The 25,758-nt window shown below is 63.4% G+C and carries 25 protein-coding genes; 16 read left to right on the forward strand and 9 right to left on the reverse strand.

Annotation, left to right across the window (positions count from 1 at the left end; genetic code table 11):
- Positions 1–13: 13 nt before the first annotated feature.
- From HOY44_RS18980 to HOY44_RS19010, 7 genes are all read left to right on the forward strand, one after another.
- The gene (locus HOY44_RS18980; RefSeq protein WP_287436911.1) at positions 14–1,186 is read left to right on the forward strand and encodes an RsmB/NOP family class I SAM-dependent RNA methyltransferase; all 1,173 of its coding nucleotides are present in this window, start codon (positions 14–16) and stop codon (positions 1,184–1,186) included.
- Between the two features lie 135 nt (positions 1,187–1,321).
- Complete coding sequence (locus tag HOY44_RS18985) at positions 1,322–3,724, forward strand: hybrid sensor histidine kinase/response regulator (protein ID WP_287436913.1); 2,403 nt, start codon at positions 1,322–1,324, stop codon at positions 3,722–3,724.
- A gap of 207 nt (positions 3,725–3,931) precedes the next feature.
- Positions 3,932–5,008 carry a recombinase RecA gene (gene recA / locus HOY44_RS18990; protein ID WP_040884382.1) on the forward strand — a complete coding sequence of 359 codons (1,077 nt, stop codon included), beginning with the start codon at positions 3,932–3,934 and terminating at the stop codon, positions 5,006–5,008.
- A gap of 170 nt (positions 5,009–5,178) precedes the next feature.
- Positions 5,179–7,827, forward strand: coding sequence for an alanine--tRNA ligase (alaS, locus tag HOY44_RS18995; RefSeq protein ID WP_287436916.1), 2,649 nt, complete (start codon positions 5,179–5,181; stop codon positions 7,825–7,827).
- A gap of 1 nt (position 7,828) precedes the next feature.
- A complete protein-coding gene (locus tag HOY44_RS19000; RefSeq protein WP_287436918.1) occupies positions 7,829–8,116 on the forward strand; it encodes a DUF1330 domain-containing protein in 288 nt (95 codons plus the stop codon).
- Between the two features lie 334 nt (positions 8,117–8,450).
- On the forward strand, positions 8,451–8,720 hold the full coding sequence (locus HOY44_RS19005; protein WP_138423220.1) for a hypothetical protein: 270 nt from the start codon (positions 8,451–8,453) through the stop codon (positions 8,718–8,720).
- A gap of 179 nt (positions 8,721–8,899) precedes the next feature.
- On the forward strand, positions 8,900–9,193 hold the full coding sequence (locus tag HOY44_RS19010) for a hypothetical protein (protein ID WP_287436921.1): 294 nt from the start codon (positions 8,900–8,902) through the stop codon (positions 9,191–9,193).
- 72 nt (positions 9,194–9,265) lie between these two features.
- Here HOY44_RS19010 and typA read toward each other — a convergent pair whose 3' ends face one another.
- The 8 genes from typA to HOY44_RS19050 form a co-directional block, all read right to left on the reverse strand.
- Complete coding sequence (typA, locus tag HOY44_RS19015) at positions 9,266–11,083, reverse strand: translational GTPase TypA (RefSeq protein WP_008328871.1); 1,818 nt, start codon at positions 11,081–11,083, stop codon at positions 9,266–9,268.
- A 70-nt stretch (positions 11,084–11,153) separates the two neighbouring features.
- Positions 11,154–12,116, reverse strand: coding sequence for an alpha/beta fold hydrolase (locus HOY44_RS19020; protein WP_287436924.1), 963 nt, complete (start codon positions 12,114–12,116; stop codon positions 11,154–11,156).
- Positions 12,117–12,175: 59 nt separating this feature from the next.
- Positions 12,176–12,793, reverse strand: coding sequence for a YitT family protein (locus HOY44_RS19025; protein ID WP_008328868.1), 618 nt, complete (start codon positions 12,791–12,793; stop codon positions 12,176–12,178).
- Positions 12,794–13,126, reverse strand: coding sequence for a DMT family transporter (locus tag HOY44_RS19030; RefSeq protein ID WP_171042978.1), 333 nt, complete (start codon positions 13,124–13,126; stop codon positions 12,794–12,796).
- Positions 13,123–13,440 (reverse strand): divalent-cation tolerance protein CutA, encoded by a 318-nt coding sequence (gene cutA, locus HOY44_RS19035; protein ID WP_287436928.1) that lies wholly within the window; start codon positions 13,438–13,440, stop codon positions 13,123–13,125. The genes HOY44_RS19030 and cutA overlap by 4 nt, the downstream gene beginning before the upstream one ends.
- 64 nt (positions 13,441–13,504) lie before the next feature.
- Positions 13,505–14,602 (reverse strand): Hint domain-containing protein, encoded by a 1,098-nt coding sequence (locus HOY44_RS19040; protein ID WP_287436930.1) that lies wholly within the window; start codon positions 14,600–14,602, stop codon positions 13,505–13,507.
- A 72-nt stretch (positions 14,603–14,674) separates the two neighbouring features.
- Entirely contained in the window at positions 14,675–15,886 is a 1,212-nt protein-coding gene (locus HOY44_RS19045) for an NADP-dependent isocitrate dehydrogenase (RefSeq protein ID WP_287436932.1), read from the reverse strand.
- Positions 15,887–16,044: 158 nt separating this feature from the next.
- Positions 16,045–16,833 (reverse strand): enoyl-CoA hydratase, encoded by a 789-nt coding sequence (locus HOY44_RS19050; RefSeq protein WP_287436934.1) that lies wholly within the window; start codon positions 16,831–16,833, stop codon positions 16,045–16,047.
- Between the two features lie 55 nt (positions 16,834–16,888).
- On the opposite strand from HOY44_RS19050, the gene HOY44_RS19055 reads away from it, so the two are divergent.
- The 9 genes from HOY44_RS19055 to HOY44_RS19095 all read left to right on the forward strand — a co-directional run bounded on the left by HOY44_RS19055 (position 16,889) and on the right by HOY44_RS19095 (position 25,324).
- Positions 16,889–17,311: a PaaI family thioesterase gene (locus tag HOY44_RS19055; protein WP_287436936.1), complete on the forward strand. Its 423-nt coding sequence runs from the start codon at positions 16,889–16,891 to the stop codon at positions 17,309–17,311.
- Between the two features lie 79 nt (positions 17,312–17,390).
- The gene (locus tag HOY44_RS19060; protein WP_287436938.1) at positions 17,391–18,368 is read left to right on the forward strand and encodes an SLAC1 anion channel family protein; all 978 of its coding nucleotides are present in this window, start codon (positions 17,391–17,393) and stop codon (positions 18,366–18,368) included.
- A gap of 245 nt (positions 18,369–18,613) precedes the next feature.
- On the forward strand, positions 18,614–19,252 hold the full coding sequence (locus HOY44_RS19065) for a hypothetical protein (protein ID WP_008328857.1): 639 nt from the start codon (positions 18,614–18,616) through the stop codon (positions 19,250–19,252).
- A 129-nt stretch (positions 19,253–19,381) separates the two neighbouring features.
- Entirely contained in the window at positions 19,382–19,846 is a 465-nt protein-coding gene (gene rplM / locus HOY44_RS19070; protein WP_008328855.1) for a 50S ribosomal protein L13, read from the forward strand.
- A 2-nt stretch (positions 19,847–19,848) separates the two neighbouring features.
- Positions 19,849–20,343 carry a 30S ribosomal protein S9 gene (rpsI, locus tag HOY44_RS19075; protein WP_287436941.1) on the forward strand — a complete coding sequence of 165 codons (495 nt, stop codon included), beginning with the start codon at positions 19,849–19,851 and terminating at the stop codon, positions 20,341–20,343.
- A gap of 196 nt (positions 20,344–20,539) precedes the next feature.
- Positions 20,540–21,109: a hypothetical protein gene (locus tag HOY44_RS19080; protein WP_287436943.1), complete on the forward strand. Its 570-nt coding sequence runs from the start codon at positions 20,540–20,542 to the stop codon at positions 21,107–21,109.
- A gap of 30 nt (positions 21,110–21,139) precedes the next feature.
- Positions 21,140–23,734 (forward strand): methyl-accepting chemotaxis protein, encoded by a 2,595-nt coding sequence (locus HOY44_RS19085; RefSeq protein WP_287436945.1) that lies wholly within the window; start codon positions 21,140–21,142, stop codon positions 23,732–23,734.
- A 14-nt stretch (positions 23,735–23,748) separates the two neighbouring features.
- A complete protein-coding gene (locus tag HOY44_RS19090) occupies positions 23,749–24,807 on the forward strand; it encodes a protein-glutamate methylesterase/protein-glutamine glutaminase (protein WP_287436947.1) in 1,059 nt (352 codons plus the stop codon).
- Between the two features lie 142 nt (positions 24,808–24,949).
- The gene (locus HOY44_RS19095) at positions 24,950–25,324 is read left to right on the forward strand and encodes a chemotaxis protein CheD (protein ID WP_287436949.1); all 375 of its coding nucleotides are present in this window, start codon (positions 24,950–24,952) and stop codon (positions 25,322–25,324) included.
- Between the two features lie 49 nt (positions 25,325–25,373).
- Here HOY44_RS19095 and HOY44_RS19100 read toward each other — a convergent pair whose 3' ends face one another.
- The gene (locus HOY44_RS19100) at positions 25,374–25,757 is read right to left on the reverse strand and encodes a hypothetical protein (protein WP_287436951.1); all 384 of its coding nucleotides are present in this window, start codon (positions 25,755–25,757) and stop codon (positions 25,374–25,376) included.
- Position 25,758 lies beyond the last annotated feature (1 nt).

Here is a 25,758-nt window from a genome sequence, read left to right on the forward strand (position 1 = left end):
TAATGGGTGAGGCATGACGCCCGCTGCCCGCCTCGCGGCCGTGATCGAGATTCTGGACGACTGGCTGGCAGGTGCCGCGCCGGAACAGGTGCTCACACGCTGGGGGCGCGCCAACCGCTATGCGGGGTCCAAGGACCGGGCCGCGATCCGCGATATCGTCTATAATGCGGTGCGTTGCCGACGGTCCTTCGCCGCTTTGGGCGGCGGTGAAACCGGGCGCGGACTGGTGCTTGGTGGGCTGCGCGCCGCAGGGGCCGACCCGGATGAGCTTTTCACGGGCGACCGTTTCGCGCCGACACCCCTTACCGATGAAGAACGCACGGTGCCCGATCTGGGGGATGCCCCGCCTACCGTAAGGCTCGACCTGCCGGACTGGGTGCTGCCGTTGATACAGGACAGCCTTGGTGCGGACTGCGAGGCGGTCGCGCAGACGCTGCGCCACCGCGCGCCGGTGTTTCTGCGCGTGAACACGGCCAAGGTCAGCCGTGCGGGCGCGCAAGCCGCACTTGCCGATGAAGGGATCGGCACGACCGAGCACGCCCTGTCCGATACGGCGCTCGAGGTCACCTCCGGCGCGCGGCGCGTTCACACCAGCCGCGCCTATCAGGATGGGCTTGTCGAACTTCAGGACGCAGCCAGTCAGGCGGTGGTCGATCTGCTCGACGTGACGCCCGGTATGAGGGTGCTGGACTACTGCGCCGGGGGCGGCGGCAAGGCGCTTGCCCTCGCGGCACAGGGCGCTGCCGTGACCGCTCATGACATCGACGCAGGGCGGATGCGCGATCTGCCGGAGCGTGCCCGCCGCGCCGGGGTCGACATCGACATCTCCGCACCGGGTCAGGCCGGCGATGGCTTCGATCTGGTTTTCGCCGACGCGCCGTGTTCCGGGTCCGGGAGCTGGCGTCGCGCGCCACAGGGCAAATGGTCCCTGACGCGGGACGGGCTTGACGCACTGTGCCGGATGCAGGCCACGATCCTCGACGAAATCGCCGACCGCGTGCGCCCCGGAGGGCGGATCGCCTATGCCACCTGTTCTCTGTTCGGCGAAGAAAACATGAGCCAGATCAAGGCTTTCGTCGCGCGACGCCCTGAGTGGACCCTGACCGCATCGCGCCGTTTCACACCGCTCGACGGGGGCGATGGGTTCTTCGTTGCGATCCTCGAAACTTCGCCCGGCACGCGCTAACTTACGCGAATAGCAACCCTAGATTGAATGTCGTTTCTCGATTAAGCTGACGTTAACGCTGACTAGGTTGACTGAGGCGCAGTCGAATCAACGCTTGGTAGGGTCTTGTCCCACGTTGTCCTTACACCTGGCCCGATGACCCGGGCGGCGCTTGGGTTGGCGCCGCGCCTGTGGGCGGTGGTGCTTGTGGCGCTCGTCGCGTTGGGTGGTTCGTGGTTCGTCGTGCCTCCGGTCGCCGCGCTGCTTCTGTTCCTGATCGGCCTCACGCTCCTGTCCGTCGCGCTTCTGACATTCGGTCTGAAGTTCTGGCACGACCGCGCGGCCGAAAGTCTGAGAAGCCTGACCGAGGCGCTCGTGGCCGAGGATTCGGCGCCCACGCTGATGACCGACCCCGACGGCGCGATCCGGTTCGCCAACGCGGCTGCCCGCACGGCGTTCGAGGCGCGCGAGGGTCAGACGTTGACCGAGGTGCTGGGCGATCTCTGGCTCCAGCCCGCGACATTGCTCTACCGCCTGCAAAACCGTGCATTGGCGCTGGGGGCGGCGCGCGAAGGCGTGGCGATCCGGGGCGGGCAGGTCAACGTGTCGGTGCATCGCGTCGGCTCGGAAACCTTCCTGTGGCGGATCGAGGAGGTCGGGGCGATGCGCCCGACGGGCCAGTCCGGTGACGATATCGGCCTGCCGATGATGACTGCCTCGCGATCCGGCGCGATACTTTCCATGAACGAAGCGTTGCGGCGCCTTCTGGGCGGGCGCGAATCCACGCTCGACCGGGTGTTCTCGGACCTCCCGCTCAGGCCCGGCGAAACCCACGTGATCCACGGCGCGCGCGGCGTCATGCCGGTGCTGGTGGCCGAGGTCGAACGCTCGGCGGGACGGCGGGAGATCTATCTGCTGCCCGAACCCAAATCCCCGATGCTCGAAGCCGCTGACTGGGGCGTGGTCGAAAGCCTGCCCGTGCCGCTCCTGCGTCTGGCACCGAACGGACGCGTTTCGATGGCGAACGCACGCGCACGCAAGCTGCTGGGCGTCGATGAGGTTGTGGGGCGTCTGTTCTCGGACCTTGTGGAAGGGTTGGGGCGGCCCGTGTCGGACTGGTTGTCCGAGGCTTGGGTGGGCCGCAATCTGGGCCGGACCGAAACCCTGCGCACGAGCGAGGGCGAGGACGAGACCTTCCTGCAAATCTCGCTGGAAAAGGTGCGTGACGACGAAGGCGATGCGCTTGTCGTCGTCATGAGCGATGCGACCGAGTTGAAAACGCTCGAAACGCAGTTCGTGCAAAGCCAGAAGATGCAGGCGATCGGACAGTTGGCCGGTGGGGTCGCGCATGATTTCAACAACCTGCTGACGGCGATCTCCGGGCATTGCGACCTGCTGCTTCTGCGTCATGACAACCCGGATGACGAGGATTTCCCCGACCTCAAACAGATATCGCAGAACTCGAACCGGGCCGCCGCGCTTGTCGGTCAGCTTCTGGCGTTTTCGCGCAAGCAGACCCTGCGCCCGGACGTCATCGACCTTGCCGACGGCATGGCCGATCTCGTGCATCTCTTGGGGCGTCTGGTGGGGGAAACCATCACGCTCGACTACCTCCACGATCAGGACATCCGCCCGGTGCGCGCCGACAAACGCCAGTTGGAACAGGTCGTGATGAACCTTGTGGTCAATGCGCGCGACGCGATGCCCGGTGGCGGCACCATCCGTCTCGAGGTGCATAACGTGTATCTGGACCGTGCGCTGGAACGCGACCGTGTTCGGGTGCCGCGCGGGGATTACGTCACCATCCGCGTGATCGACGCTGGGCACGGCATTCCGCCCTCGAGGATCGCCAAGATTTTCGAGCCGTTTTACACCACCAAAGGCGCGGGCAAGGGCACCGGACTTGGCCTCTCGATGGCCTATGGCATCGTGAAACAGTCCGGCGGGTTCATCTTCGTGGATTCGGTCGAAGGGTCGGGCACCACGTTCAGCCTGTATTTCCCTGTCTACGAACCGCCCGCCGACCACATGCTGTCTCCGACCATGGTGGCCGAGAAGGAGCGCACGGATGCGGTCCTTCGCGAAGCCGCCGCTCGGATGATCGAGGACAAGCGCGCGCCTGCGCCGGCGACGCTGGAGGATGCCGAGAAGGTGTCGGTGCCGAAACCGACGCATGATCCGAACCTCGAACGCAAATCGGGCAATGTGCTGTTGGTCGAGGACGAGGCGCCGGTGCGCGCCTTCGCCTCCCGTGCGTTGGCGCTGCGCGGATACACGGTGCTCGAAGCCGACAGCGCCGAATCCGCGCTCGCCCTGCTCGAAGACCCGACGCTCAAAATCGACGTGGTGGTCACGGATGTCATCATGCCCGGCATGGACGGGCCGACCTGGGTGGCCAAGGCTCTCGAGGACCGGCCCGGGGTCAAGGTCGTTTTCGTGTCGGGCTATGCCGAGGAATCGGTGTCCGAACACCAAAAGCGCATCCCGAACTCGGTTTTCCTGCCCAAGCCGTTTTCGCTTTCGGAACTGACCGCCACGGTCGCGGCCCAGATCCACTAGGCCAAGCGTCTGAAATAAAGCGACTTTCCAGAAATCCACTCCGATCCTGCCCGCGCTAAAGGTTTGTTAACCAAGCTTGGCGCAAGGTGAATCCATAGAATTTTCTTGAAATGTTCTCTTTTGTTCTTCATGTAGAAAACCAGAACAAGAGGCGAACAAGAGCAACAATTGCTGCCCGGCTCCGGGTATGGAATAAGGATGGAAAACATGGCAACCGCAAACCTCCTGGACCTTGATATGAAACGCGACAGCGAGAAGCAGAAGGCGCTCGACAGCGCACTGGCGCAGATTGAACGCCAATTCGGCAAAGGCTCGATCATGAAGCTCGGCGCCGACAACCCGGTGGCCGAGATTGCTTCGACATCGACCGGCTCGCTCGGTCTCGACATCGCGCTGGGGATCGGCGGGCTGCCCAAGGGCCGGATCATCGAGATCTATGGCCCGGAAAGTTCGGGCAAGACGACGCTGACGCTGCATTGCGTGGCCGAGGAACAGAAAAAGGGCGGGGTCTGCGCCTTCGTCGACGCGGAACATGCGCTCGACCCGCAATATGCCAAGCGGCTGGGGGTCGACCTTGACGAACTCCTGATTTCGCAGCCCGACACGGGTGAACAGGCGCTGGAAATCGTCGATACGCTGGTGCGCTCGGGCGCGGTGAATATGGTCGTCGTCGACTCGGTCGCGGCCCTGACGCCGAAATCGGAGCTTGAAGGCGACATGGGCGACTCGTCCGTCGGTGTGCAGGCGCGCCTTATGTCTCAGGCGATGCGCAAACTCACCGGCTCCATCGCGCGTTCGAACTGCATGGTCATCTTCATCAACCAGATCCGGATGAAAATCGGCGTCATGTTCGGCTCGCCCGAAACCACCACGGGCGGTAACGCGCTTAAATTCTACTCGTCCGTCCGTCTCGACATCCGCCGCATCGGCGCGATCAAGGACCGGGACGAAGTCGTCGGTAACGCGACCCGCGTGAAAGTGGTGAAAAACAAGGTGGCCCCGCCGTTCAAGCAGGTCGAATTCGACATCATGTATGGCGAAGGCATCTCGAAGACCGGCGAGCTTCTGGACCTCGGCGTCAAGGCGGGCGTGGTCGAGAAATCGGGCGCCTGGTTCAGCTACGGCGACGAGCGGATCGGGCAGGGGCGTGAGAACTCCAAGACCTTCCTCAAGGAAAACCCCTCCATCGCACTTGAGATCGAGGACAAGATCCGCGCGGCGCATGGCCTCGACTTCGATATGGGCGGCGCCGACTTCGACGACGCGGACGTGGTCGAGGACTGATCGGTCGGAGACGGCCAACTCCGGAAAAGGCCCACGTGACGGGTGAAACCGGCGCGGAGAATACTTGGGAAAGGGCAGGCCTCGGCCTGTCCTTTTTCGTCGTGGTGGACAGTGGTCGTGACCCCCGATAAACCGGGCGGACCGAAACCAAGAATGCCCGGACCCGCGCCATGGCCAGCCTGAACGATATCCGCTCCACTTTCCTCAGCTATTTCGAAAAGAACGGCCACACGGTCGTCGACAGTTCGCCGCTCGTCCCGCGCAACGATCCGACGCTGATGTTCACGAACTCCGGCATGGTGCAGTTCAAGAACCTGTTCACCGGGGTCGAGCACCGCGATTACACCCGCGCGACCACTTCGCAGAAATGCGTGCGCGCCGGGGGCAAGCACAACGACCTCGACAATGTCGGTTACACCGCCCGCCACCACACCTTCTTCGAAATGCTCGGCAACTTCTCGTTCGGCGATTATTTCAAGAAAGAGGCGATTCCCTTCGCGTGGGAGCTCATCACGCGTGAGTTCGGCATCCCGACAGACAAGCTTTATACGACGGTGTATCACACCGACGACGAAGCCTTCGAGATCTGGAAAAAGGTCGGCGTGCCGGAAGAGCGGATCATCCGCATCGCCACCTCGGACAACTTCTGGCAGATGGGCCCGACCGGCCCCTGCGGCCCCTGCACCGAGATTTTCTATGACCACGGCGACCACATCTGGGGCGGCCCTCCGGGTTCGCCCGAAGAGGACGGGGACCGGTTCATCGAGATCTGGAACGTCGTGTTCATGCAGAACGAGCAGTTCGAAGACGGCTCGATGCGCGAACTGGACATGCAGTCGATCGACACCGGCATGGGGCTGGAGCGGATCGGGGCGCTTTTGCAAGGCAGCCACGACAACTATGACACCGACCTGTTCAAGGCGCTGATCGAGGCCTCGGCCCATGCCACCGGCGTCGATCCCTATGGTGACCACAACGTGCACCACCGCGTGATCGCGGATCACTTGCGCTCGACCTCGTTCCTGATGGCCGACGGAGTGATGCCCTCGAACGAAGGGCGCGGTTACGTGCTGCGCCGGATCATGCGCCGCGCCATGCGCCATGCGCATCTGCTGGGGGCCAAAGACCCGGTGATGCACCGTCTTGTCCCGGAACTCGTGCGGCAGATGGGTCAGGCCTACCCGGAACTCGGACAGGCCCAGTCGATGATCGAGGAAACCCTGCTGACCGAGGAAACCCGGTTCCAGGCGACGCTGGATCGCGGCCTGAAACTGCTGGACGAGGAACTGGCCAAGCTGCCCGAAGGCGCGGCGCTTCCCGGCGAAGCGGCGTTCAAGCTTTACGACACCTTCGGGTTCCCGCTCGACCTTACGCAGGATGCGTTGCGCGAAAAGGACCGGCTGGTGGACACCGAAGGCTTCGACGCCGCGATGGCCGAACAAAAGGCCAAGGCGCGCGCCGCATGGTCGGGGTCCGGCGAAGCGGCGGACGCGACCGTCTGGTACGACATCGCCGAAGAAAAAGGCACGACCGAGTTCCTTGGCTACGACACCGAAAAGGCCGAGGGCCAGATCGTCGCCCTTGTCGCGGACGGCGACAAGACCGACAAGGTCGATACCGGCAGCGTTCAGATCGTCGTGAACCAGACGCCGTTCTACGCGGAAGCCGGGGGTCAGGTCGGCGATACCGGCACCATCACGACTGAGACCGGCAAGGCGCGTGTCACCGACACCAAGAAGGTGGCGGGCGTCTTTATCCATTTCGCCGAGGTGGTCGAGGGGTCGATCGAACGCGGGCAGGGCGCGGAACTGACGGTCGAGCATGACCGCCGTTCGGCCATTCGCGCCAACCACTCCGCCACGCACCTGTTGCACGAGGCGCTGCGCGAGGCGCTTGGCGATCACGTGGCGCAGCGCGGCTCGCTCAACGCGCCCGACCGTCTGCGGTTCGACTTCAGCCACAACAAGGCGCTGACGGCGGATGAGATCGGGCGGGTCGAACGCGATGTGAACGCCTACGTCCGGCAGAACACGCCGGTCGAAACCCGTATCATGGCCCCCGACGATGCCCGTGCGCTTGGCGCGCAGGCGCTCTTCGGCGAGAAATACGGGGACGAGGTGCGCGTCGTGTCCATGGGCCGCGCGGCGACCGGCAAGGGCGTCGACAAGGAAACCTATTCCATCGAATTGTGCGGCGGCACCCATGTGAAACGCACGGGCGACATCGGCGCATTCGTTCTGACGGCTGAATCCGCCTCCTCGGCCGGGGTGCGCCGGATCGAGGCGCTGACAGGCGAGGCGGCGATGGGGGAATTGCGCCGTCGCGAAATGCTCATGTCCGAGGTCGAGGGGCTTTTGAAGGTGTCCGAGCAGGACGTGCTGTCGCGCCTTCAGGCCCTTCTGGACGAACGCAGGACACTGGCCGGGCAGGTCGACCAGCTGCGACGGGAACTCGCCATGTCCGGTGGTGCAGGTGCCGGGCCGGACGCGGAACAAGTGAACGGCGTTGCGTTCTTCGCCCAGTCTCTGACGGGCGTATCCGGGCGCGACCTGCCGCCCTTGATCGACGAGCACAAGGCGCGGCTCGGCTCTGGTGCCGTTCTGCTGATCGCGGATGTCGACGGCAAGGCGGCCGTGGCCGCCGGTGTGACGCCCGACCTGACCGATACGGTATCGGCCGTCGACCTCGTGCGTGCGGCGGTGGCCGAACTTGGCGGCAAGGGCGGCGGTGGCCGCCCGGACATGGCGCAAGGCGGTGGCAAGGATGCCGCCAACGCAGATGCCGCGATCGCCGCGGCCAAATCGGTAATTGGAGGATAAGATGCCCGCACTCTGGATCGCTCACGTCACGGTCACCGACGCCGAAGCCTATGGAAAATATGCCGAGCTTGCGGGCCCGGCCATCGCCAAGCATGGCGGTGCTTTCATTGCGCGCGGCGGGCGCTATGTGCAGCTCGAAGGGACGGATCGCCCGCGCAACGTGGTCGCGAAATTCCCGACCGTCGAGGATGCCGAGGCCTGCTATAACTCACCCGAGTATCAGGCCGCGCTCGACCACGCGCGTGGCGCGTCGGAGCGCGATCTGGTCATCATCGAGACGACCGAGTAACTCCCCGGCAAGAAACCGCCAAACAGACCCGAAACCCGGCGACTGGGCCTTTTCCAGCCGACCCGGTGATTCGGCAAAATTGTGGCATTGTTTCCGGCCCGGAAACGCGACGCCGGCTCTCATCACGCTGTTTCCAAAGGGGAAACCTAGCATGTTTCGAACATGCCACAGGATTGGTGCCAAAACTGAACCGATTCAGCCGGATTTGGGGGATTTTACCTAAAACCAAGGAATATCGGGGGTTTAACGGGGGGGAAACGAGAATTCCTGTCGCGCAACTGTGAAAAACTTAGTTAAGGTTCATTTACCAACAATTCATTTGGGAGATCGATCAATGAAAAAACTGATTGCTGGCGCTGTGCTCGCTTCGGCCTTCGCTGCCCCGGCTTTTGCCTGGGAAGGTCACGTTGTGGCTTGCTATGACAAAGTCTGGGTACCGGCCTCGTACGCCTACTCGAAGAAGCTGATCATGGCGGCTCACACCGAGTGGGAGCACAACAAGAAAGGTCAGATGGTCAAGGTGCATTACCCGGCCGTCTACAAAGAGATCAAGACCATGACGGCCCCCGGCCACTACGTCGCCAAAGCGGCGAAGTGCAAGTAAGGGCTTAAGTCCAAGCTGCCATGGCAAGCCTTTGGGCGTGGGGGGCGATCTCCACGCCCTTTTTCGTGCATTAACCTTAACGCCCGCCCGCGACCTGCCGGAAGAATTCCGGAGCGCGGGCATAATTGTGCCGCATTTGTCGACAATGCTTCGGTTTGAACAAGACTGAGGAACGAGCAATGCGCAGGGCAATCCTGACACTCCTTTTCGTCGCTGCCGCGGGGTCGGCGTCGGCCGAGGAGCGCTATATCAACATCGGCAACGACCGGGTGAAATTGCTGGCTTGTTTCAACGAGGTGATGGTTCCGGCCAAATACTCGGTGAAAAAGGTTCTGATGGAACCCGCACGGCAGGCCTACGTAAAGCGGTCGACGGGCCGGGTCGAGCTGGTGGAATATCCGGCGGTCTACCGCGAAGAGCGGACGCTGGTCGAAGCCTCCTACAAGCTGATGAAACCCATTCCCTGCAACTGAGCAGGGCCGCGCCATGAAAAAAGGCCTGGCGGGAAACCGCGCCGGCCTTTCGTCGTGTTCGATTTTTCGCGGTCAGGCCGACTTGGCCGCGCGCTTGCGCTCATGCGGGTCGAGGTGGCGCTTGCGCAGGCGGATCGCGTTCGGCGTGACTTCGACCAGTTCGTCGTCGTTGATATAGGCGATGGCCTGTTCCAGCGACATGCGGCTGATCGGGGTCAGGCGCACCGCGTCATCGGTGCCAGAAGCGCGCACGTTGGTCAGCTTCTTGCCCTTGAGCGGGTTCACCTCAAGGTCGTTGTCGCGCGAGTGTTCGCCGATCACCATGCCCTGATAGACCTTCTCTTGCGGCTCGACGAACATCTTGCCGCGCTCTTCGAGGTTCCACAGCGCGTAAGCCACGGCCTCGCCATCCTCCATCGAGATCAGAACGCCCGCGCGACGGCCCGGGATCGCGCCCTTGTGCGGGGTCCAGCCGTGGAACACGCGGTTCAGAACGCCGGTGCCGCGCGTGTCGGTCAGAAACTCGCCGTGGTAGCCGATAAGACCGCGCGACGGCACGTGGGCCACGATGCGCGTCTTGCCCGCGCCCGCCGGTTTCATCTCGACCAGATCGCCCTTGCGCGCGCCGGTGATCTTTTCGATGACCGCGCCGGAATAGTCGTCGTCGACGTCGATGGTGACTTCCTCGACCGGCTCCATCCGCACGCCATCCTCTTCGCGCATGATGACCTGCGGGCGCGAAATCGACAGTTCGAACCCTTCGCGGCGCATGTTTTCGATCAGGACGCCCATCTGGAGTTCGCCGCGCCCCGACACTTCGAAGGCCTCGCCGCCCGGCGTGTCCTTGATCTTGATCGCAACGTTGCTTTCGGCCTCTTTCATCAGACGGTCCCGGATCACGCGCGACTGCACCTTTTTGCCGTCACGACCGGCAAGCGGGCTGTCGTTGATGCCGAAGGTCACGGTGATGGTCGGCGGGTCGATCGGCTGGGCTTCGAGCGGTTCTTCGACCGCCAGCGCGCAGATCGTGTCAGACACCGTGGCCTTGCCCATACCGGCGAGCGAAACGATGTCGCCCGCGACGGCCTCGTCGATCTCGGTCTGGCCCAGACCGCGGAAGGCGAGGATCTTGGACACCCGGAATTGTTCGATCTTCTGCCCGATGCGGCTGATCGCCTGCACCGTGGCGCCCGCCTTCAGCTTGCCGCTCTCGACGCGGCCGGTGAGGATGCGCCCGAGGAACGGGTCGGCACCCAGCGTGGTCGCCAACATCTTGAAGTCCTCGCCCTGATGGGCAAGCTGACGGGGCTTCGGAACGTGGTTCACGATCAGCGCGAAGAGCGCCGACAGATCCTTGCGCGGCCCGTCGAGGTCGGCATCGGCCCAGCCGGAACGGCCCGAGGCATACATATGCGGGAAGTCGAGCTGGTCGTCATCGGCGCCGAGGTTGGCGAACAGGTCGAACACCTCGTCCAGCGCGCGGTCGGGCTCGGCGTCGGGTTTGTCCACCTTGTTCAGCACTACGATCGGGCGCAGGCCCAGCGCCAGCGCCTTGGAGGTGACGAACTTGGTCTGCGGCATCGGGCCTTCGGCGGCATCGACCAGCAGGACCACGCCGTCGACCATCGACAGGATGCGCTCCACCTCGCCGCCGAAATCGGCGTGGCCGGGGGTGTCGACGATGTTGATGCGCGTGCCTTTCCATTCGACCGAGGTGGCTTTCGCAAGGATCGTGATCCCGCGCTCCCGCTCGAGGTCGTTGGAATCCATCATCCGCTCGGACGTGGCTTGATTTTCGCGAAACGCGCCCGACTGCTTCAAAAGCTCGTCCACGAGGGTCGTCTTGCCGTGGTCGACGTGGGCGATGATGGCGATATTGCGAATTTCCATTGCGGGGTCCTTGTCCTGCTCGCGGGTCGCTTACAGGCGGACGGGCGGAATGGCTAGGGGCAAAGCGGCGTCAAAGCGTGGCGAGCCAGTCGATGAGCGCCTTGTTGACCGCATCGGGCGCTTCCTGCTGCGTCCAATGGCCGACACCGGGCAGGCGGTGCACGCCGCGCAGGTCGGCCAGTGTCTTGGGCAGAAGATCCTCGGGCGGCGTGCGGAACATGGTCAGCACCGGGTCACGGTCGCCATAAAGGAACAGGCTCGGCTGCTGGATGATCGGGTTCGACGGGTGCGCCTTGAGGAAAGCATGATCCTCGCGCTGATTGCGGTATCGGTTGAGCGGGCCGCGAAACCCGGAGGTGCGGAAATCTGCGGCGTAGCTGTCGAGGTCGCCCTGCGTCAGCCACGGCAGCGGCAGATCGGGCCGGGGCAGACCCTTGAGCACCGGGTCGCCGTGTGGCTTGTCGGTGGGCCATCCGTTCGGCGGGCAGTCGCCGGACCACGCGTAGTAGAACTTGGCGAGGCTGTCTTCGACATCCGCCTCCAACTCGGCTTCGGCCACGCCCTCGTCCTGAAAATAGACCTGATAGAAGAAGCGGCCCTTGTCGGTGAAGAGCTTGTGATAAAGGTCGATCGGCGCGACGTCGCCGGGTGGTGCGTAGGGCACGGAAAGCCCAGCGACGGCGCGAAATTGTTCAGGGAAGAGCCGCGCGGTGTTCCATGCCAAGGGCGCGCCCCAGTCATGCCCGACAATGACGGCGGGTTCATCCGACAACGCCTGCGCGAGACCCAGAAAGTCGCGCGGCATGACCTCCATCGCATAGGCCGAAACGGCCCCCGGCGCGTCCGAATTGCCGTAGCCGCGCACATCGGGAACACACACGCGGTAGCCCGCTTCCACCAGCGGCGACACCTGCTTGCGCCAGCTATACGCGGTTTCGGGGAAGCCGTGGACGAGGATGACGAGCGGCCCGTCGCCCTCGATGCGCGTGGCCAGCCGAATGCCGTTCGTCTCGATAAAGCTCTTGTCGGTCATGTCGTCCTCCCGCAGCCATTGGGCGCCTGCGTGGGCCGGCTGTCAAAACCTCCGCTGCGTCAGCCTTTGGCGATGTAGCGGTCGCGACGGTGGTTGAGCGCGATCAGGATGTTCAGGAAGGCCGCGCCAAGCAGCGACCAGATCACCACCTTCGGTTCGAACAGGAAGAAAGCGACGATGAAAACACCCGCATCGAAGATGAGCTGCGTCAGCCCCGCCCGAAAATCGAACCGGTCCTGAAGATACAGCGCAAGCATCCCGATCCCGCCAAGCGATGCCCCGTGACGAAAGAAACTCAAAAGCCCCATACCGGCCAGAACCGAACCGATGATCGCCCCGTAGGCGGGATGCGGCAGGTCGAGCGTGATGGTGTCTGCGAAAAACTCCGACACGGTCGACATCAGGATGACCGCGATGAAGCTCTTGATCGTGAACATCCAGCCCATGCGCAGGGCGGCGAAGACGTAGAACGGAAGGTTCAGGAGGAAAAAGACCAGACCGAAGGGCCAGCCGCCCAAGTAGGACAGGATCAGAGCGGTTCCCGCGATCTGGCCGGTGAACAGCCCGGCGGTTTGCAGGAACACGATGCCGAGCGCGACGAGTGTGGTCGCGATGACATATGCGACGGCGTCCTCGACCAGCGAGTGGCGGTCGGGCGGGGCGGAAAGCAGAAGCATCTAGTGCGGGGCCGTCTTGGAAAACAGGTGAATGACGAAGATCCCGCCAAGGATCATCGCCATGCCGAAGATCGCGGCGGGGTCGAGCCGCTGACCGAACACGACGAAGCCGATGAAGGCGATCAGCACGATGCCAAGCCCCGACCAGATCGCATAGGCGATGCCGACCGGCAGGAACTTGAGCGCCCAACCGAGCAGCGCGAAGGAAATGCCATAGGCGATCACCACGACGATGCTGGGGGCGAGCCGCGTGAACTGCTGGCTCGCCTGAAGCGCGGTGGTCCCGATGGTCTCGGCGACCACGGCGAAGAAAAGGATGAGATAGGGCATCAGGCGTCCACGTTGTCGGTGATCCAGTCGAGGTAATCCTGCGCCCCCCACACGATCGGGAGCGCGGTGATCTGCGGCACGTCATAGGGGTGCGTTTCGCGCACCTTGTCGGCCACGACGGGCAATGCCGAGGCGAGCGTCTTTCCGGTGAGAAGCCATTCAGGCTCGCGCTCGATCTCGTCGTTCCAACGGTAGACCGATGTGACCGCGCTGACTTGGCCGCAGGCGATGAGCCGCGCGTCGACCAGCGCCGCCGCAGCCGCCTGCGCGGTCTCGGCGTCCGGATAGGTGATGTGAAGTTCGACCGCGTCGACCATGCGCGCCTCCTGCTTCGGGTCAGGCTAGGCGCGGGCGTCGGGGAAGGGAAGGGGCCGTGCGCGTTCAGACCGTCACGTCGCATAGGCCGATGACGGCTTGCGCATTTCTCGCCCGTTTGCGCAATCGCCGGGCATGTCGTGCCGCCTCGGCGCGGGTGACGAGCGGGCGGGCAGGGCGTTCGTGCCGGAGCCTTGGCGGAAGGCTATTCCCCAACGCGCGCCGGGTCATCGGGCCAAGGTGCAGGCTCTCGCAAGGGGCGCCGTCCGCGATCAGCACTTCGTGGTGCGTGAGCAGAAGATGAACATAGGTCGCGACCGAACGCCCATGCAGAACGCGCGCGCCCGCCAGATCGGTCAGGCCGATCGCCGGGGCCAGAACCTCACCCACCCCGAAACTGCGCCGAACCTCGCCCCCGCGCAGAAGCACACGGTGCTGGGGGGACACGACGAGGGTGCGGCGCGGCCAGCCGCCCCCAAGGCTGCCGGGCGCGAAGGACACCGGGCGATTTCGGTGGGGGAACCGTCCCAGCGTCACCCGGCGCATCCCCGTCCAGCGCAAGACCTGCGCGCCATGGTCGAGCGTGCGCACGAGGTCGCCGGGCCCAAGACGCTCCGCCGGCACCGGACCGGACGGCGTGTCGATCATCGTGCCCGCCGTGAAACAGACCACGCCCGCATATGCGACCGTGTTCGTGTCGCCCGTGCTGCTGCTGTTCAGCGCGACATCGCTGCTCGCCTTTGGGTAGAACGTGGCCCCCGGCGGCACGTAGTAATAAGGCACCTGCGGCGAGAAGCCCACGTTGGTGCCGTCGATGGTGATGATCCAGACTTCGGCGCCGGAACCGTCGACCAGCGAAAATTCCGAGTAGACCGTGCTGCCCGCCGCATAGGTGACGCCGTTCAGGGTGACGTCTGCGGCAAGCACCGCCATCGCCCCGGTCTCGGCATTATTGTCCTCGAGCATCCCGTCATCGTCGATGACCTTGAGGTGCACCGGGCCAGCGCCGGTATAGGTATAGGTCTGTCCGACCCAAGTCGGACTGGAGGGGTCGTAGTTCAGGGCCCCGGGATCGTTCGCGTCGAGGTCGGTGTCGCGGTGATCCGGGGTAAGCGCCGCCGGAATCGCCACGGCGGACCAGTCGTAGACTCCGATGATCGGCATGGCACGCTCCCCTTCTGCGCCGAAACGCGGGGCGAAAGGTAGCGGGCTTGGGTTACGGAAGGGTTGAGGGCCTTAGCCCAGCGCCTTTTGCAGGTTCGCGTCCACGGCGTCGAGGAAGCCGGTGGTGGTGAGCCATCCCTGATCCGGGCCGACCAGAAGGGCGAGATCCTTGGTCATCTGCCCGCCCTCGACGGTCGCGATCACGACGGCCTCGAGCGTTTCCGCGAACGCCTTGAGCTTGGAATTGTCGTCCAGCTTGGCGCGGTGCTTCAGCGCCCCGGTCCAGGCATAGATCGACGCGATCGAATTGGTCGAGGTCGCCTCGCCCTTCTGGTGCTGGCGATAATGGCGGGTGACGGTGCCGTGGGCCGCCTCGGCCTCGACGATCTTACCGTCCGGGGTCATGAGTTGGCTGGTCATCAGCCCGAGCGAGCCATAGCCCTGCGCCACCGTGTCGGACTGCACATCGCCGTCGTAGTTCTTGCAGGCCCAGACATAGCCGCCCGACCATTTCAGCGAGGAGGCGACCATATCGTCGATCAGCCGGTGTTCGTACCACAGGCCCAGCTCGTCGAACTGGTCCTTGAATTCCTCGTCAAAGACCTGCTGGAACAGATCCTTGAAGCGCCCGTCATAGGCCTTGATGATCGTGTTCTTGGTCGACAGATACACGGGCCACTTGAGGTTGAGGCCATAGTTGAAGCTCGCCCGCGCGAAGTCGATGATGCTCTCATCGAGGTTGTACATCGCCATCGTCACGCCCGCGCCGGGAGCGTCATAGACCTCGCGCTCGATGACGGTGCCGTCCTCACCCTCGAACTTCAGCGTGATCTTGCCCTTGCCGGGGAAGGTGAAATCGGTGGCCTTGTATTGATCCCCGAAGGCATGGCGCCCGACGACCACCGGCTTGGTCCAGCCCGGCACGAGGCGCGGCACGTTCTTGCAGATGATCGGTTGGCGAAACACCACGCCGCCCAGAATGTTGCGGATCGTGCCGTTGGGCGACTTCCACATCTTCTTGAGCCCGAATTCCTCGACCCGCGCCTCGTCCGGCGTGATGGTGGCGCATTTCACGCCGACGCCGACCTCCTTGATCTTCATCGCCGCGTCCACGGTGATCTGATCGTCGGTCTCGTCGCGCTTCTGGATCGACAGGTCGTAGTAGAGCAGGTCGATGTCGAGATAGGGTTCGATCAACTGCGTCTTGATGAGATCCCAGATGATGCGGGTCATCTCGTCCCCGTCGATATCGACGATGGGGTTGTCGACCTTGATCTTGTCCATGAAGCACGCTCCTGCGGGATGAGAGTCGCGGGAAGCCTAGCGCCTTTGCAGGTGCAGCGAAAGCGGGGTGGGTGTGTTCGTGCGTGGCGCGTGCGGATGGGGCGGGAGCGAGGGGCCAGCCCCTCGCGCTCCCCGAAGTATTTATGAAACAGAGAAGATCAGGCGGGCCAGTCGGGTTTGCGTTTTTCGATGAAGGCCTGAATGCCCTCGGCGGTGTCCGTGTCCATCATGTTGTGGACCATGATGTCGCCCGTGAAGGCATAGGCGGCATCCAGCGGCATCTGGAGTTGTTCGTAGAACGCTTGTTTGCCGATCTTGACGGCGGAGGCGAGTTTTTCGGCCACAGTCGTGGCGAGCGCGGTTGTTTCGGCTTCGAGGTCTTCGGGGGCGACGACACGGTTGACGAGGCCCAGCTCGCGGGCGCGGCTGGCGTCGATGAATTCGCCCGTTGTCAGCATCTCGAACGCCTGTTTGCGCGGCACGTTGCGGCTGAGCGCGACCATGGGTGTCGAACAGAAAAGGCCGATGTTCACGCCGTTCACGCCGAACCGGGTGCCGGTCGCGGCGACCGCCATGTCGCAGGAGGCGACGAGTTGGCATCCGGCGGCGGTGGCGATGCCGTGTGCGCGCGCGATCACCGGCTGGGGCAGGGTGGGGATCATCTGCATGACTTCGCCGCAGCGGGTGAAGAGGTCCGCAAAATAGGCGCGCCCGCCGTCCTCGCTTTGCCGCCCGGCCTGCATTTCCTTGAGGTCATGGCCCGCGCAGAACGCCTTGCCCGCGCCCGCCAGAACCACGGCCTTGATCGAACGATCCTCGCGCAGCGCCGCGAACTCGGCCTTGAGCGCGGCCAGCATGGCGTCGGACAGCGCGTTCAGCTTGCCCGGATCGTTTAGTGTCAGCGTCGCGATTGACGCCACGTCCTCGCGCAGCAGGATATCCGTCATCTTGTCCTCCCTTGTCCGTTGACCAACGATAGGCGCGACATGAGGGAGGATAAAGATGCAGTTGAAGATGTCGCTGGACGAGTTGAACGTGTTCCTCGTCGAGCATTTCCCGCAGGTGGCCGGCGATTTCGAGGTGCTGGACGTGTCCCCGATGCGGATCACCACCCGCGCGCTGGTGGATGACAAGCATCTCAGACCCGGCAACACCGTGTCGGGTCCGACCATGTTCGCGCTGGCGGATGTGTCGGTTTACTTGGGCATCCTCGGCATGATCGGGCCCAAGGCGCTTGCGGTCACGACGAACTGCGCCATCGACTTCATGCGCAAGCCCGTCGCCAATGCGAACCTGCGGGCCGAGACGCGGATTCTGAAGCTCGGCAAAGTCCTCGCCGTGGGCGATACGCTCATCTACTCTGAAGGTCAGGATGCGCCGGTCGCGCGGGCGGGGCTGACCTATTCGATCCCGCCGGAGCAATGACGGCCCGTTGATTTGGGTCAAGGTCTGGCGCCGGGAACACATGCAGTATCCGTAATGTGAACGGATCGGGAGAGACAGGATGACCGAGGCAACGGGCGACGCCATTGCGGGAAACCGGCTGGAGCATTTTCCCATCACCTTCTTCGCCATCGTGATGGGGCTTCTGGGACTGACGCTGGCCTTGCGCGCCTCGGCCCCCGTGCTGGGGTGGACCGAAGCGGTGGCCGAGGTCATGGTCTGGGTGGCCGTCGGTGTGATGGTCACCATCGCCGCGTTCTACCTTGCCAAGCTTCTGCGCCACCCCCGCGCCGTGATCGAGGAGTGGCAGCATCCGGTGCGGATCGCGTTTTTCCCGACGATGACGATTTCGCTGCTTCTGCTGGCGACCGCCCTGCGCGACACTCATCCGGCCCTGTCCGAGCCGCTCTGGATCGTCGGGGCCGCCGGGCAGGCGGTGTTGACCATCGCGGTCGTGACCGGCTGGATCAGCCATCGGTCGTTTCAGGTCGGGCACCTGACGCCCGCGTGGTTCATCCCGGCCGTCGGCAACGTGATCGTCCCGGTGGCCGGCGCGCGTATGGGCTATATCGAGCTGTCGTGGCTGTTCTTCGCGGGCGGCATGATGTTCTGGGGCGTGCTCCTGACCCTCGTCATGAACCGGCTGGTGTTTCACGACCCGATCCCGGCCCGGCTGTTTCCGACCATGGTGATCCTGATCGCGCCGCCGTCGGTCGCCTTCGTGGCCTATATCGCGATGGTCGGGGCCGTCGACGGGTTCGCGCGCAGCCTGATTTACATCGCCTATATCTTCGCGGCCCTCGTGGTGGCGCAGATCCCGCGCCTCGCCCGGATTCCTTTCGCCCTGAGTTGGTGGGCGCTGTCGTTCCCGCTGGCCGCGCTGTCGATCGCGTCGTTCCTGTTCGCGCGGCTGGAAGGGACGGCGGCGCATCAGGCCATCGGCCTTGGGGTGCTGGTGATCCTGATCCTCGTGGTGATCGGTCTGGTCTATCGCACGGTTCTGGCCACGATGCGGGGCGAAATCTGCCGTCCTGAGTGATGCGGCGGGGTTTGCCTGCTCCGAAAGGATTCGGGCGGCTACGGTTTGCATGCGGGCGATGCGGGGGCGTGGTCCGGCCGCGCCCCTTCGATCGTATGCAATCGGTGGTCAATGTGCCGGGCCGAGGCGGGATTGTCTCCGCCCCGGTAACGAGACAACGTGTTTCTTCTACCGGCTCTTAACTTTCGCTCGGAGATTGGACCATTTCGGTTATTCTGGAATCGCAAGGAACGAGCCGCAAGTCCATGAAAGAACATACGAAAGCGGTCTTGGAGGCCTGTACGGGGCAACTCGTCGCGCTGGGGCTTATGCGCCGGCGCCGTGGCCTTGCCGTCTGGCAGATGAACGACGAGATGTGGGGGGGCGTCGGGATGCAGGCGCAATTCCTGCGCTCGGGTGCGATGCGCGTCATTCCGGTGCCACAGGTCGTGTGGGATCCGGTCGAGCAACTCGTCGCACATGGCAAGGGAACCGGGTATCGCCCGTGGAGCGCGACGGCAATCACGCGGTCCCGTGTCGTGCTGCCCGAAAAGCGCATGGGGCCGTTCGAGTTCCGCGATCCCGAAGTGCAGGGGGCGATGCTGGACAAGTTCGGCGTCTTCGTGCGCCAGCGTCTGATCCCCACGATCCTCGAAATGGCGGATGAGCGTGAGATTCTGCGCCATTACCGTGCCGAGGCCTACAAGGGGCTGGGGCGCGCCGAACATGCGCTGGCGATCCTCGCCTGGACGCACAAGAGCCTTGAACTCGAGGATGACTTCGGGTCGCTCCTCAGGCAACAAACGCAGGACGAGACGCGCGCGAGCCTCGAGGCGTTTCACCACCGTCTGCGCGGGTCCGAGGAGGCGCGGGCGCTCATCGCACCGGAAATCAGGCCCGAATAGGTGGGGTAAAATAATACCCAAATTGCAAGCCATTGAAAACGCTGGAATTTGCCGGAAACAAAGCCCTTGACCGGACGCGCGAAATCACTAAAACCGCGCCATCCGACAACCCACCAAGGGCCGAATGACATGAAAACCTTTTCTGCAACCCCTGCAGATATCGACAAGAAATGGGTCGTGATCGACGCCGAGGGCGTTGTTCTGGGCCGTCTTGCCTCGATCATCGCCATGCGTCTGCGTGGCAAGCACAAGCCCAGCTTCACCCCGCACATGGATTGCGGTGACAATGTCATCGTCATCAATGCCGACAAGGTGCAGCTGACCGGCAAGAAGCGTGCCGACAAGATCCATTACTGGCACACCGGCTTTCCGGGCGGGATCAAGAACCGCACCGCCGGCCAGATCCTCGAAGGCGAATACCCCGAGCGTCTCCTGACCCTCGCGGTCAAGCGCATGCTGCCGGGCAACCGCCTGAGCCGCCAGCAGATGACCAACCTGCGCGTCTACGCCGGGGCCGAGCATCCGCATGAGGCCCAGTCGCCCGAAGTGCTGGATGTCAAATCCATGAACAAAAAGAATTCGCGTGAGGGCTGATCATGGCTGAAGAAATCAAATCGCTTGATGAGCTGAACTCGGTCGTCGAAGGCACCGAAGGCGAAACCGTCGTCGAAACCTCGGCGCCGCGCGAACCCGTTCGTGACGAGCTGGGCCGTTCCTATGCCACCGGCAAGCGCAAGGACGCGGTCGCCCGCGTCTGGATCAAGCCGGGCTCCGGCAAGGTCACCGTCAACGGCAAGGAGATGGACAAGTACTTCGCCCGTCCCGTGCTCCAGATGATCCTGCGTCAGCCCTTCACCGTCGCCGGTGTCGAAGGCGAATTCGACGTGATGGCGACCGTCGTGGGCGGTGGTCTTTCGGGGCAGGCCGGTGCGGTCAAGCACGGCATCTCGAAGGCGCTGCAACTCTACGAACCGTCGCTGCGCCAGGCGCTCAAGGCCGCGGGTTTCCTGACCCGTGACAGCCGCGTCGTGGAACGGAAGAAATACGGCCGTGCGAAAGCCCGCCGCAGCTTCCAGTTCTCGAAGCGCTGATCCCAAGGGATCGTTTCCGTCGGAAGGGTCGCTCGTTGGAGCGGCCCTTTCTCGTTTGAAATCATCAATTTGAAAGATGTTCCTAAATCTTCGCCGCAGCGTTTGAGGGGCATTAACCGACGAGAAAGACAAGCCGCGTAGGGTCTCGCACCATGTCCCCGATCCCGGGGGAAATGTCCTGCAACGGAGACCCGACATGAAATCACTTCTCGCCACCGCGCTGGCCCTGGGCCTCGCGACCCCTGTTCTCGCAGACGATGCCTCCACGGCGATGGGGGCCTTTCTCGACGAAAATGTCGCGCCCTGGGCGACGGACCCGGTTCTCGTCGACGCGATCCGCGCCCAGAATGAGGCGCACGCGGGCCTGACACAGGCCAATATCGACGCGATGGATCAGGCGTGGCGAAACGAGGTGGGGCAGGCCGACACCCCGACCATTTCGCGCGTCATCGACAGCGCGGCATCGGATTTCCTGCGTGCACGTGTCGATGCCTCGGCCGGGGCCATCACCGAAGTGTTCATCATGGACAATCACGGGCTGAACGTCGCGGCTTCGGCGACGACGTCCGACTTCTGGCAGGGCGACGAAGCCAAGTTCTCCGAAACCTACGGTGTGGGTGCCGGCTCGCGCCATTTCTCCGAGATCGAGAAAGACGAATCGACCCGCTCCTATCAGGGGCAAGCGTCCTTCGCGATCACCGACCCGGACAGCGGCGAGGTCATCGGTGCGATGACTGTCGGCATCAACGCCGAAGCCCTGTTCTAATCCAAGACGACCAACTGGAGACGCAAGGTCATGGACAAGACTGAGAAATCCCAAAAGCGCGGCGGTGTCCGCATCAATTCGATCTTCTTGAAGCTCGCGGGCGTCATCTTTGTCATGTCGACCTTGCTGACCGCCCTGACGTCGTGGCTCTACACGGGCGCGGCGGTCTACGAACTCGAAACCGTGTTGAAGCATTCGGCGCTGGAAATCTCCGAGATGACGGCTGAGTCCTTGGGCGGCGCGATCGCCTTCGGCGACGCCGAAGACATTTCGGCACAGATTCACGGCCTGACCGACCATGAAAACGCCGAGACGGTGCACGGCCTTGCAACGAAAGCGGACGGAAGCGTGATTTCCGCGGGAGGGCAAGCACCGGACCTCGAAAGCGAACTCACGACATTGGCGGAACGCGCGGTCGGAACCGGTGAAACGGTCGTGTCCGAAGACGGTTACAACATCGCCGTGCCTGTGTTTTACGGCGAACGCGACAGTGCCGTCGGCGCCGTGGCCTTGGCCTGGACGGCTGAACATCTTATCGCAGAAGCGCGTCTGGTTCAGAACCGCGTCATCCTGATTTCGGCCGCTGTCGTGCTGGCGGGGCTGCTCCTCATGATGGCCGGAATCCGCGCCTGGATCACCAAGCCTCTCGTCGGCGTCTCCAGAATCGTCGACGAGGTGTCGCGCGAGAACTACGACATCGACATCAAAACGGCGCGGCGCGGCGACGAACTCGGCGATCTCGGAAAATCCGTCGACAGCCTCCGCACGACCTTGAAGATGGGCACCGAACTGGCGCAGGAAAACCGGTTCCGTGGCAAGGCGTTTGAGGCCTCCTCCGCCGCCATCATGATGGCGAGCGCCGACATGCGCATCATGTCGGCGAACAACTCTGTCATGGAAATCATGCGCAAGTTCCGGACCGATTTCGAAAAGGCCGCGAAAGGGTTCGACCCCGAGAACGTCGTCGGCACCGACATGGATTTCTTCCACCCCGGCGCTTTGAAGGACAAGGTGCGCCGACTGCTCGGTGACCCCGCCAATCTTCCCTACAAGGCGAACATCAGCGTCGGCGAAGGCCGCTTCGAACTGGTCATCAGCAGCGTCGAAAACGATGACGGTTCGCTCGAAGGCTACGTGATCGAATGGTCCGACAAGACCGAGCAATACATGAACGAGGCGATCCTGACGGCCATCGAGTCGAATCAGATCAAGGCCGAATTCGGCGTCTCGGGCGAACTTCTGGACGCGAACCCTCTGTTCCGCTCGGCCTGCAACATGGGAACCGGAGACCTGCGCGGCATCCGCACCGACGAGATGTTCGACTTCGACACGACCTTGGCCGAAGAGCGTGGCACCGTCTTCGACCGTCTTCGCAAGGGCCAGACCGTCTATGGATCGTTCAAGCTCAAGCGGCGCGGGGGCGGCGTCACGATCGTGGACGGCGGTTTCACACCCGTCCAGGACGTACACGGGAAACTTCTGCGCATCATTCTGGTCGGAAACGACGTGACCGAAGATCGTGAAGCCATCGACCGGGCCGAAGCGGAACGCCAAGCGGCCAAGGTCACCCAGGACAAGGTCGTGGACGCGCTGCGCGAAGGTCTGGAAGCTCTGGCCGAGGGCGATCTTATGACCCGGATCGACGAAGCCTTCACCGAGGATTACGAACAACTGCGCAACGACTTCAACAAGGCGGCCGACAAGCTGCTGGAGGCGATGCGCGGTGTGATCGAGAACGCCGATCTCATCACCGGCGAGGCGGCCGAGATTTCCACCGCTGCCGATGACTTGTCGGCCCGGACCGAGAAACAGGCGGCAACGCTGGAGGAAACCGCCTCCGCGCTCGATCAACTCACCTCGTCGGTGCGGTCGGCAGCCGATGGCGCGACCCATGCCAACGAGATCGTCGACAAGGCCCGCGAGAACGCGGAAGCCTCAGGCGAGGTCGTGCGCGAGGCCGTGACAGCGATGGGCGAGATCGAAAACTCGTCGACCCAGATCTCCAAGATCACCGGCGTCATCGACGATATCGCCTTCCAGACCAACCTTCTGGCTCTGAACGCGGGCGTCGAGGCGGCCCGGGCCGGTGAGGCCGGGCGCGGCTTCGCCGTCGTCGCATCGGAGGTCCGGGCGCTGGCGCAGCGGTCATCCGATGCCGCGCGTGAAATCAACGAGCTGATCTCGGCCTCGGGCGGTCAGGTCAAACGCGGCGTGGACCTCGTCGGACAGGCGGGCGAGGCGCTGAAAGGGATCGTCGAAAGCGTGTCGGAAATCTCCAAACACGTCTCCGAGATCGCGGTGAGCTCGCGCGAGCAAAGCTCGGGTCTTGCCGAAATCAACGCGGCGGTGAACCAGCTCGATCAGGTGACCCAGCAGAACGCGGCGATGTTCGAGCAGACGACCGCGGCGAGCCATGCGCTGACCCGCGAAGCCGAAACGCTCGCCCGGACCATGGGCCGCTTCCAGACCGGCGCCCCGGCCCGCGACGCGGCTGCCCCCGTGGCCTTCACGACCAAACGCGACACCGCACCCGCTCGACCGCAAGCCAGCGCGACTCGGGCGATCACGACCACCGCCACCGCCGTGGCGCAGGCGCCCGACGATGATGGGTGGGACGAATTCTGAAGGACGGGGTGCAAATGAACCGTCCCCGCCGCGTCCTGATCGTGGACGACTCCTCAACGATGCGAAAACTGATCCGCACCGGCCTCGAAGGAGACAATCGCCTTGAGATCGTCGGCGAAGCGTCCTCAGCGCGCGACGCGCGAGATATGGTAAAGGCCCTGAGCCCCGATATCATGACGCTCGATGTTGAAATGCCGGGCATGGACGGGCTGCAATTCCTGGAGAGGTTGATGAGGTCCCGGCCTATGCCAGTCGTCATGGTGTCTTCGCTGACGGCCAAGGGCAGCGAAGCAGCCCTGCGCGCCTTGTCCCTCGGTGCGCTCGACTGTGTGGAGAAACCTCGGTTCGGCGCAACGCGGTCCACCCTCGCGCATCTTGCTGAATTGGTCTTCCAGCTTTCGACCTCGAGCATAGCCGCGCGACGGGACAGGCTGCGCGCAAAAAAGGTCCCGCAATCGAATGATTTCCGATGGAACGGAAAAACCATCTTGATTGGGGCGTCTACGGGCGGTGTCGAAGCGTTGGAGCGCGTCTTCTCCGAGTTTCCCGAGAATTGCCCGCCGACGATGGTGACCCAGCATATGCCCGAGAATTTTCTGGCGAGTTTCGCGGTTCGGCTCAACGCAGCCGTTGTCCCGCGGGTCCGCCTAGCCCGCGATAAAATGCGCGTAAAGCAGGGCGAGATCGTGATCGCACCCGGCGGCCACTATCATTTGCACATCGACGCGGATGAGCCATTCCAGGCAAACCTCGTCACCGCGCCGAAGCGTTCCGGCCATCGCCCGTCAGTCGATGAGATGTTCTTGTCCGCGGTCCCTCATGCGTCATCGATTGTGGCGGCGCTCTTGACCGGGATGGGCCGCGATGGCGCAGAAGGCCTCAGGTCGCTACGAAATGCCGGCGCCACCACCTTTGGCCAGGACGAAAACACATGCGTCGTCTACGGGATGCCCCGTGTCGCAGCCGATATGGGTGGTGTTCAGGAAGCGGTGCCATTGCCGAAGATCGCCGCGCGACTGTTACAGGAAGCGTCGAGGCAGGTTTCGGGAGTTCGGGAGGTCGAAGGTGAGTAGCCTGCAGCACAAAAAGTCCGGTCGGACCTATATATCCCAAGGCGATTTCGCAATCGACGGGGGACCCGACGCCGTCATTGCGACCCTGCTGGGGTCCTGTATCTCCGCCTGCATATGGGATCCGGGTCGAGGGATCGGTGGAATGAACCACGTCCTGTTCGTCGACGATACTCGATCAGCCGATGCGGCATTTGGTTTCGGGGTCAATGCCATGGAGCTTCTCATAAACGGGCTGCTCCGTCTGGGTGCGGACCGGAGGACCCTCCGAGCAAAGGTGTTCGGGGGCGCGCGTATGATCGACGGCTTGTCGGATGCAGGCCTTCGGAATGCGGCTTTCGTGCGAGATTTTCTAGAAACGGAAGGCATCGTCGAAGTCGGGAACGACGTCGGAGGCACCAGCGCGCGCCGCGTCGAGTTCTGGCCGGGGACTGGGCGTGCGAGATTGAAGTACGTGTCGCAAGAGGTGCCTCTGCGCTCGCCGGAACGCACCGAGAAGAAGGAAGTCGAGCTTTTCTGAGATGCCTAGCCCTTTATTACAATCGAAGCGTCACAGGATGTCGCTCGACTTAGAAGAACGTGACCTCATCCTCGTCAGACGGATCCATGTTGTAGAGACCCGGAAAAAGCCGATGCCGAAGGCTTGCCAACTTCAAAAGGCTGGCCAGAGCCTTGTCGTCAGGGGTCAACTCCTGTGAGGCCCGACCAATTTCATTCAACAGGCGAGCCGAGTCGGCGAGGACCTGATGGAGCCGATCCAGATCCTGGAGCATATGGAATTCCCCGACGAGATCCGGATGGTCGGTCTTATCCAAGAGTGACGACACCAGCACTTGTAGACGTCCGCAATCTTGTGAAGCGCTTTCCAGTTCGTCGCCGATCCGCCGAACCAAATTGATTTCGGCGGGCCGAGGGTCTGAATCGGATTTCGCAACGATCCGGTTGTCAGCCATC

This window comes from Maritimibacter sp., from assembly GCF_016774595.1.
GTDB lineage: Bacteria > Pseudomonadota > Alphaproteobacteria > Rhodobacterales > Rhodobacteraceae > Maritimibacter > Maritimibacter alkaliphilus.

Bases quoted from the DNA above. Each gene is read 5' to 3' on its own strand.
- HOY44_RS18980 (WP_287436911.1), top strand. From the start codon at position 14: ATGACGCCCGCTGCCCGCCTCGCGGCCGTGATCGAGATTCTGGACGAC.
- HOY44_RS18985 (WP_287436913.1), top strand. From the start codon at position 1,322: ATGACCCGGGCGGCGCTTGGGTTGGCGCCGCGCCTGTGGGCGGTGGTG.
- recA (WP_040884382.1), top strand. From the start codon at position 3,932: ATGGCAACCGCAAACCTCCTGGACCTTGATATGAAACGCGACAGCGAG.
- alaS (WP_287436916.1), top strand. From the start codon at position 5,179: ATGGCCAGCCTGAACGATATCCGCTCCACTTTCCTCAGCTATTTCGAA.
- HOY44_RS19000 (WP_287436918.1), top strand. From the start codon at position 7,829: ATGCCCGCACTCTGGATCGCTCACGTCACGGTCACCGACGCCGAAGCC.
- HOY44_RS19005 (WP_138423220.1), top strand. From the start codon at position 8,451: ATGAAAAAACTGATTGCTGGCGCTGTGCTCGCTTCGGCCTTCGCTGCC.
- HOY44_RS19010 (WP_287436921.1), top strand. From the start codon at position 8,900: ATGCGCAGGGCAATCCTGACACTCCTTTTCGTCGCTGCCGCGGGGTCG.
- typA (WP_008328871.1), bottom strand. From the start codon at position 11,083: ATGGAAATTCGCAATATCGCCATCATCGCCCACGTCGACCACGGCAAG.
- HOY44_RS19020 (WP_287436924.1), bottom strand. From the start codon at position 12,116: ATGACCGACAAGAGCTTTATCGAGACGAACGGCATTCGGCTGGCCACG.
- HOY44_RS19025 (WP_008328868.1), bottom strand. From the start codon at position 12,793: ATGCTTCTGCTTTCCGCCCCGCCCGACCGCCACTCGCTGGTCGAGGAC.
- cutA (WP_287436928.1), bottom strand. From the start codon at position 13,440: ATGGTCGACGCGGTCGAACTTCACATCACCTATCCGGACGCCGAGACC.
- HOY44_RS19040 (WP_287436930.1), bottom strand. From the start codon at position 14,602: ATGCCGATCATCGGAGTCTACGACTGGTCCGCCGTGGCGATTCCGGCG.
- HOY44_RS19045 (WP_287436932.1), bottom strand. From the start codon at position 15,886: ATGGACAAGATCAAGGTCGACAACCCCATCGTCGATATCGACGGGGAC.
- HOY44_RS19050 (WP_287436934.1), bottom strand. From the start codon at position 16,833: ATGACGGATATCCTGCTGCGCGAGGACGTGGCGTCAATCGCGACGCTG.
- HOY44_RS19055 (WP_287436936.1), top strand. From the start codon at position 16,889: ATGCAGTTGAAGATGTCGCTGGACGAGTTGAACGTGTTCCTCGTCGAG.
- HOY44_RS19060 (WP_287436938.1), top strand. From the start codon at position 17,391: ATGACCGAGGCAACGGGCGACGCCATTGCGGGAAACCGGCTGGAGCAT.
- HOY44_RS19065 (WP_008328857.1), top strand. From the start codon at position 18,614: ATGAAAGAACATACGAAAGCGGTCTTGGAGGCCTGTACGGGGCAACTC.
- rplM (WP_008328855.1), top strand. From the start codon at position 19,382: ATGAAAACCTTTTCTGCAACCCCTGCAGATATCGACAAGAAATGGGTC.
- rpsI (WP_287436941.1), top strand. From the start codon at position 19,849: ATGGCTGAAGAAATCAAATCGCTTGATGAGCTGAACTCGGTCGTCGAA.
- HOY44_RS19080 (WP_287436943.1), top strand. From the start codon at position 20,540: ATGAAATCACTTCTCGCCACCGCGCTGGCCCTGGGCCTCGCGACCCCT.
- HOY44_RS19085 (WP_287436945.1), top strand. From the start codon at position 21,140: ATGGACAAGACTGAGAAATCCCAAAAGCGCGGCGGTGTCCGCATCAAT.
- HOY44_RS19090 (WP_287436947.1), top strand. From the start codon at position 23,749: ATGAACCGTCCCCGCCGCGTCCTGATCGTGGACGACTCCTCAACGATG.
- HOY44_RS19095 (WP_287436949.1), top strand. From the start codon at position 24,950: ATGAACCACGTCCTGTTCGTCGACGATACTCGATCAGCCGATGCGGCA.
- HOY44_RS19100 (WP_287436951.1), bottom strand. From the start codon at position 25,757: ATGGCTGACAACCGGATCGTTGCGAAATCCGATTCAGACCCTCGGCCC.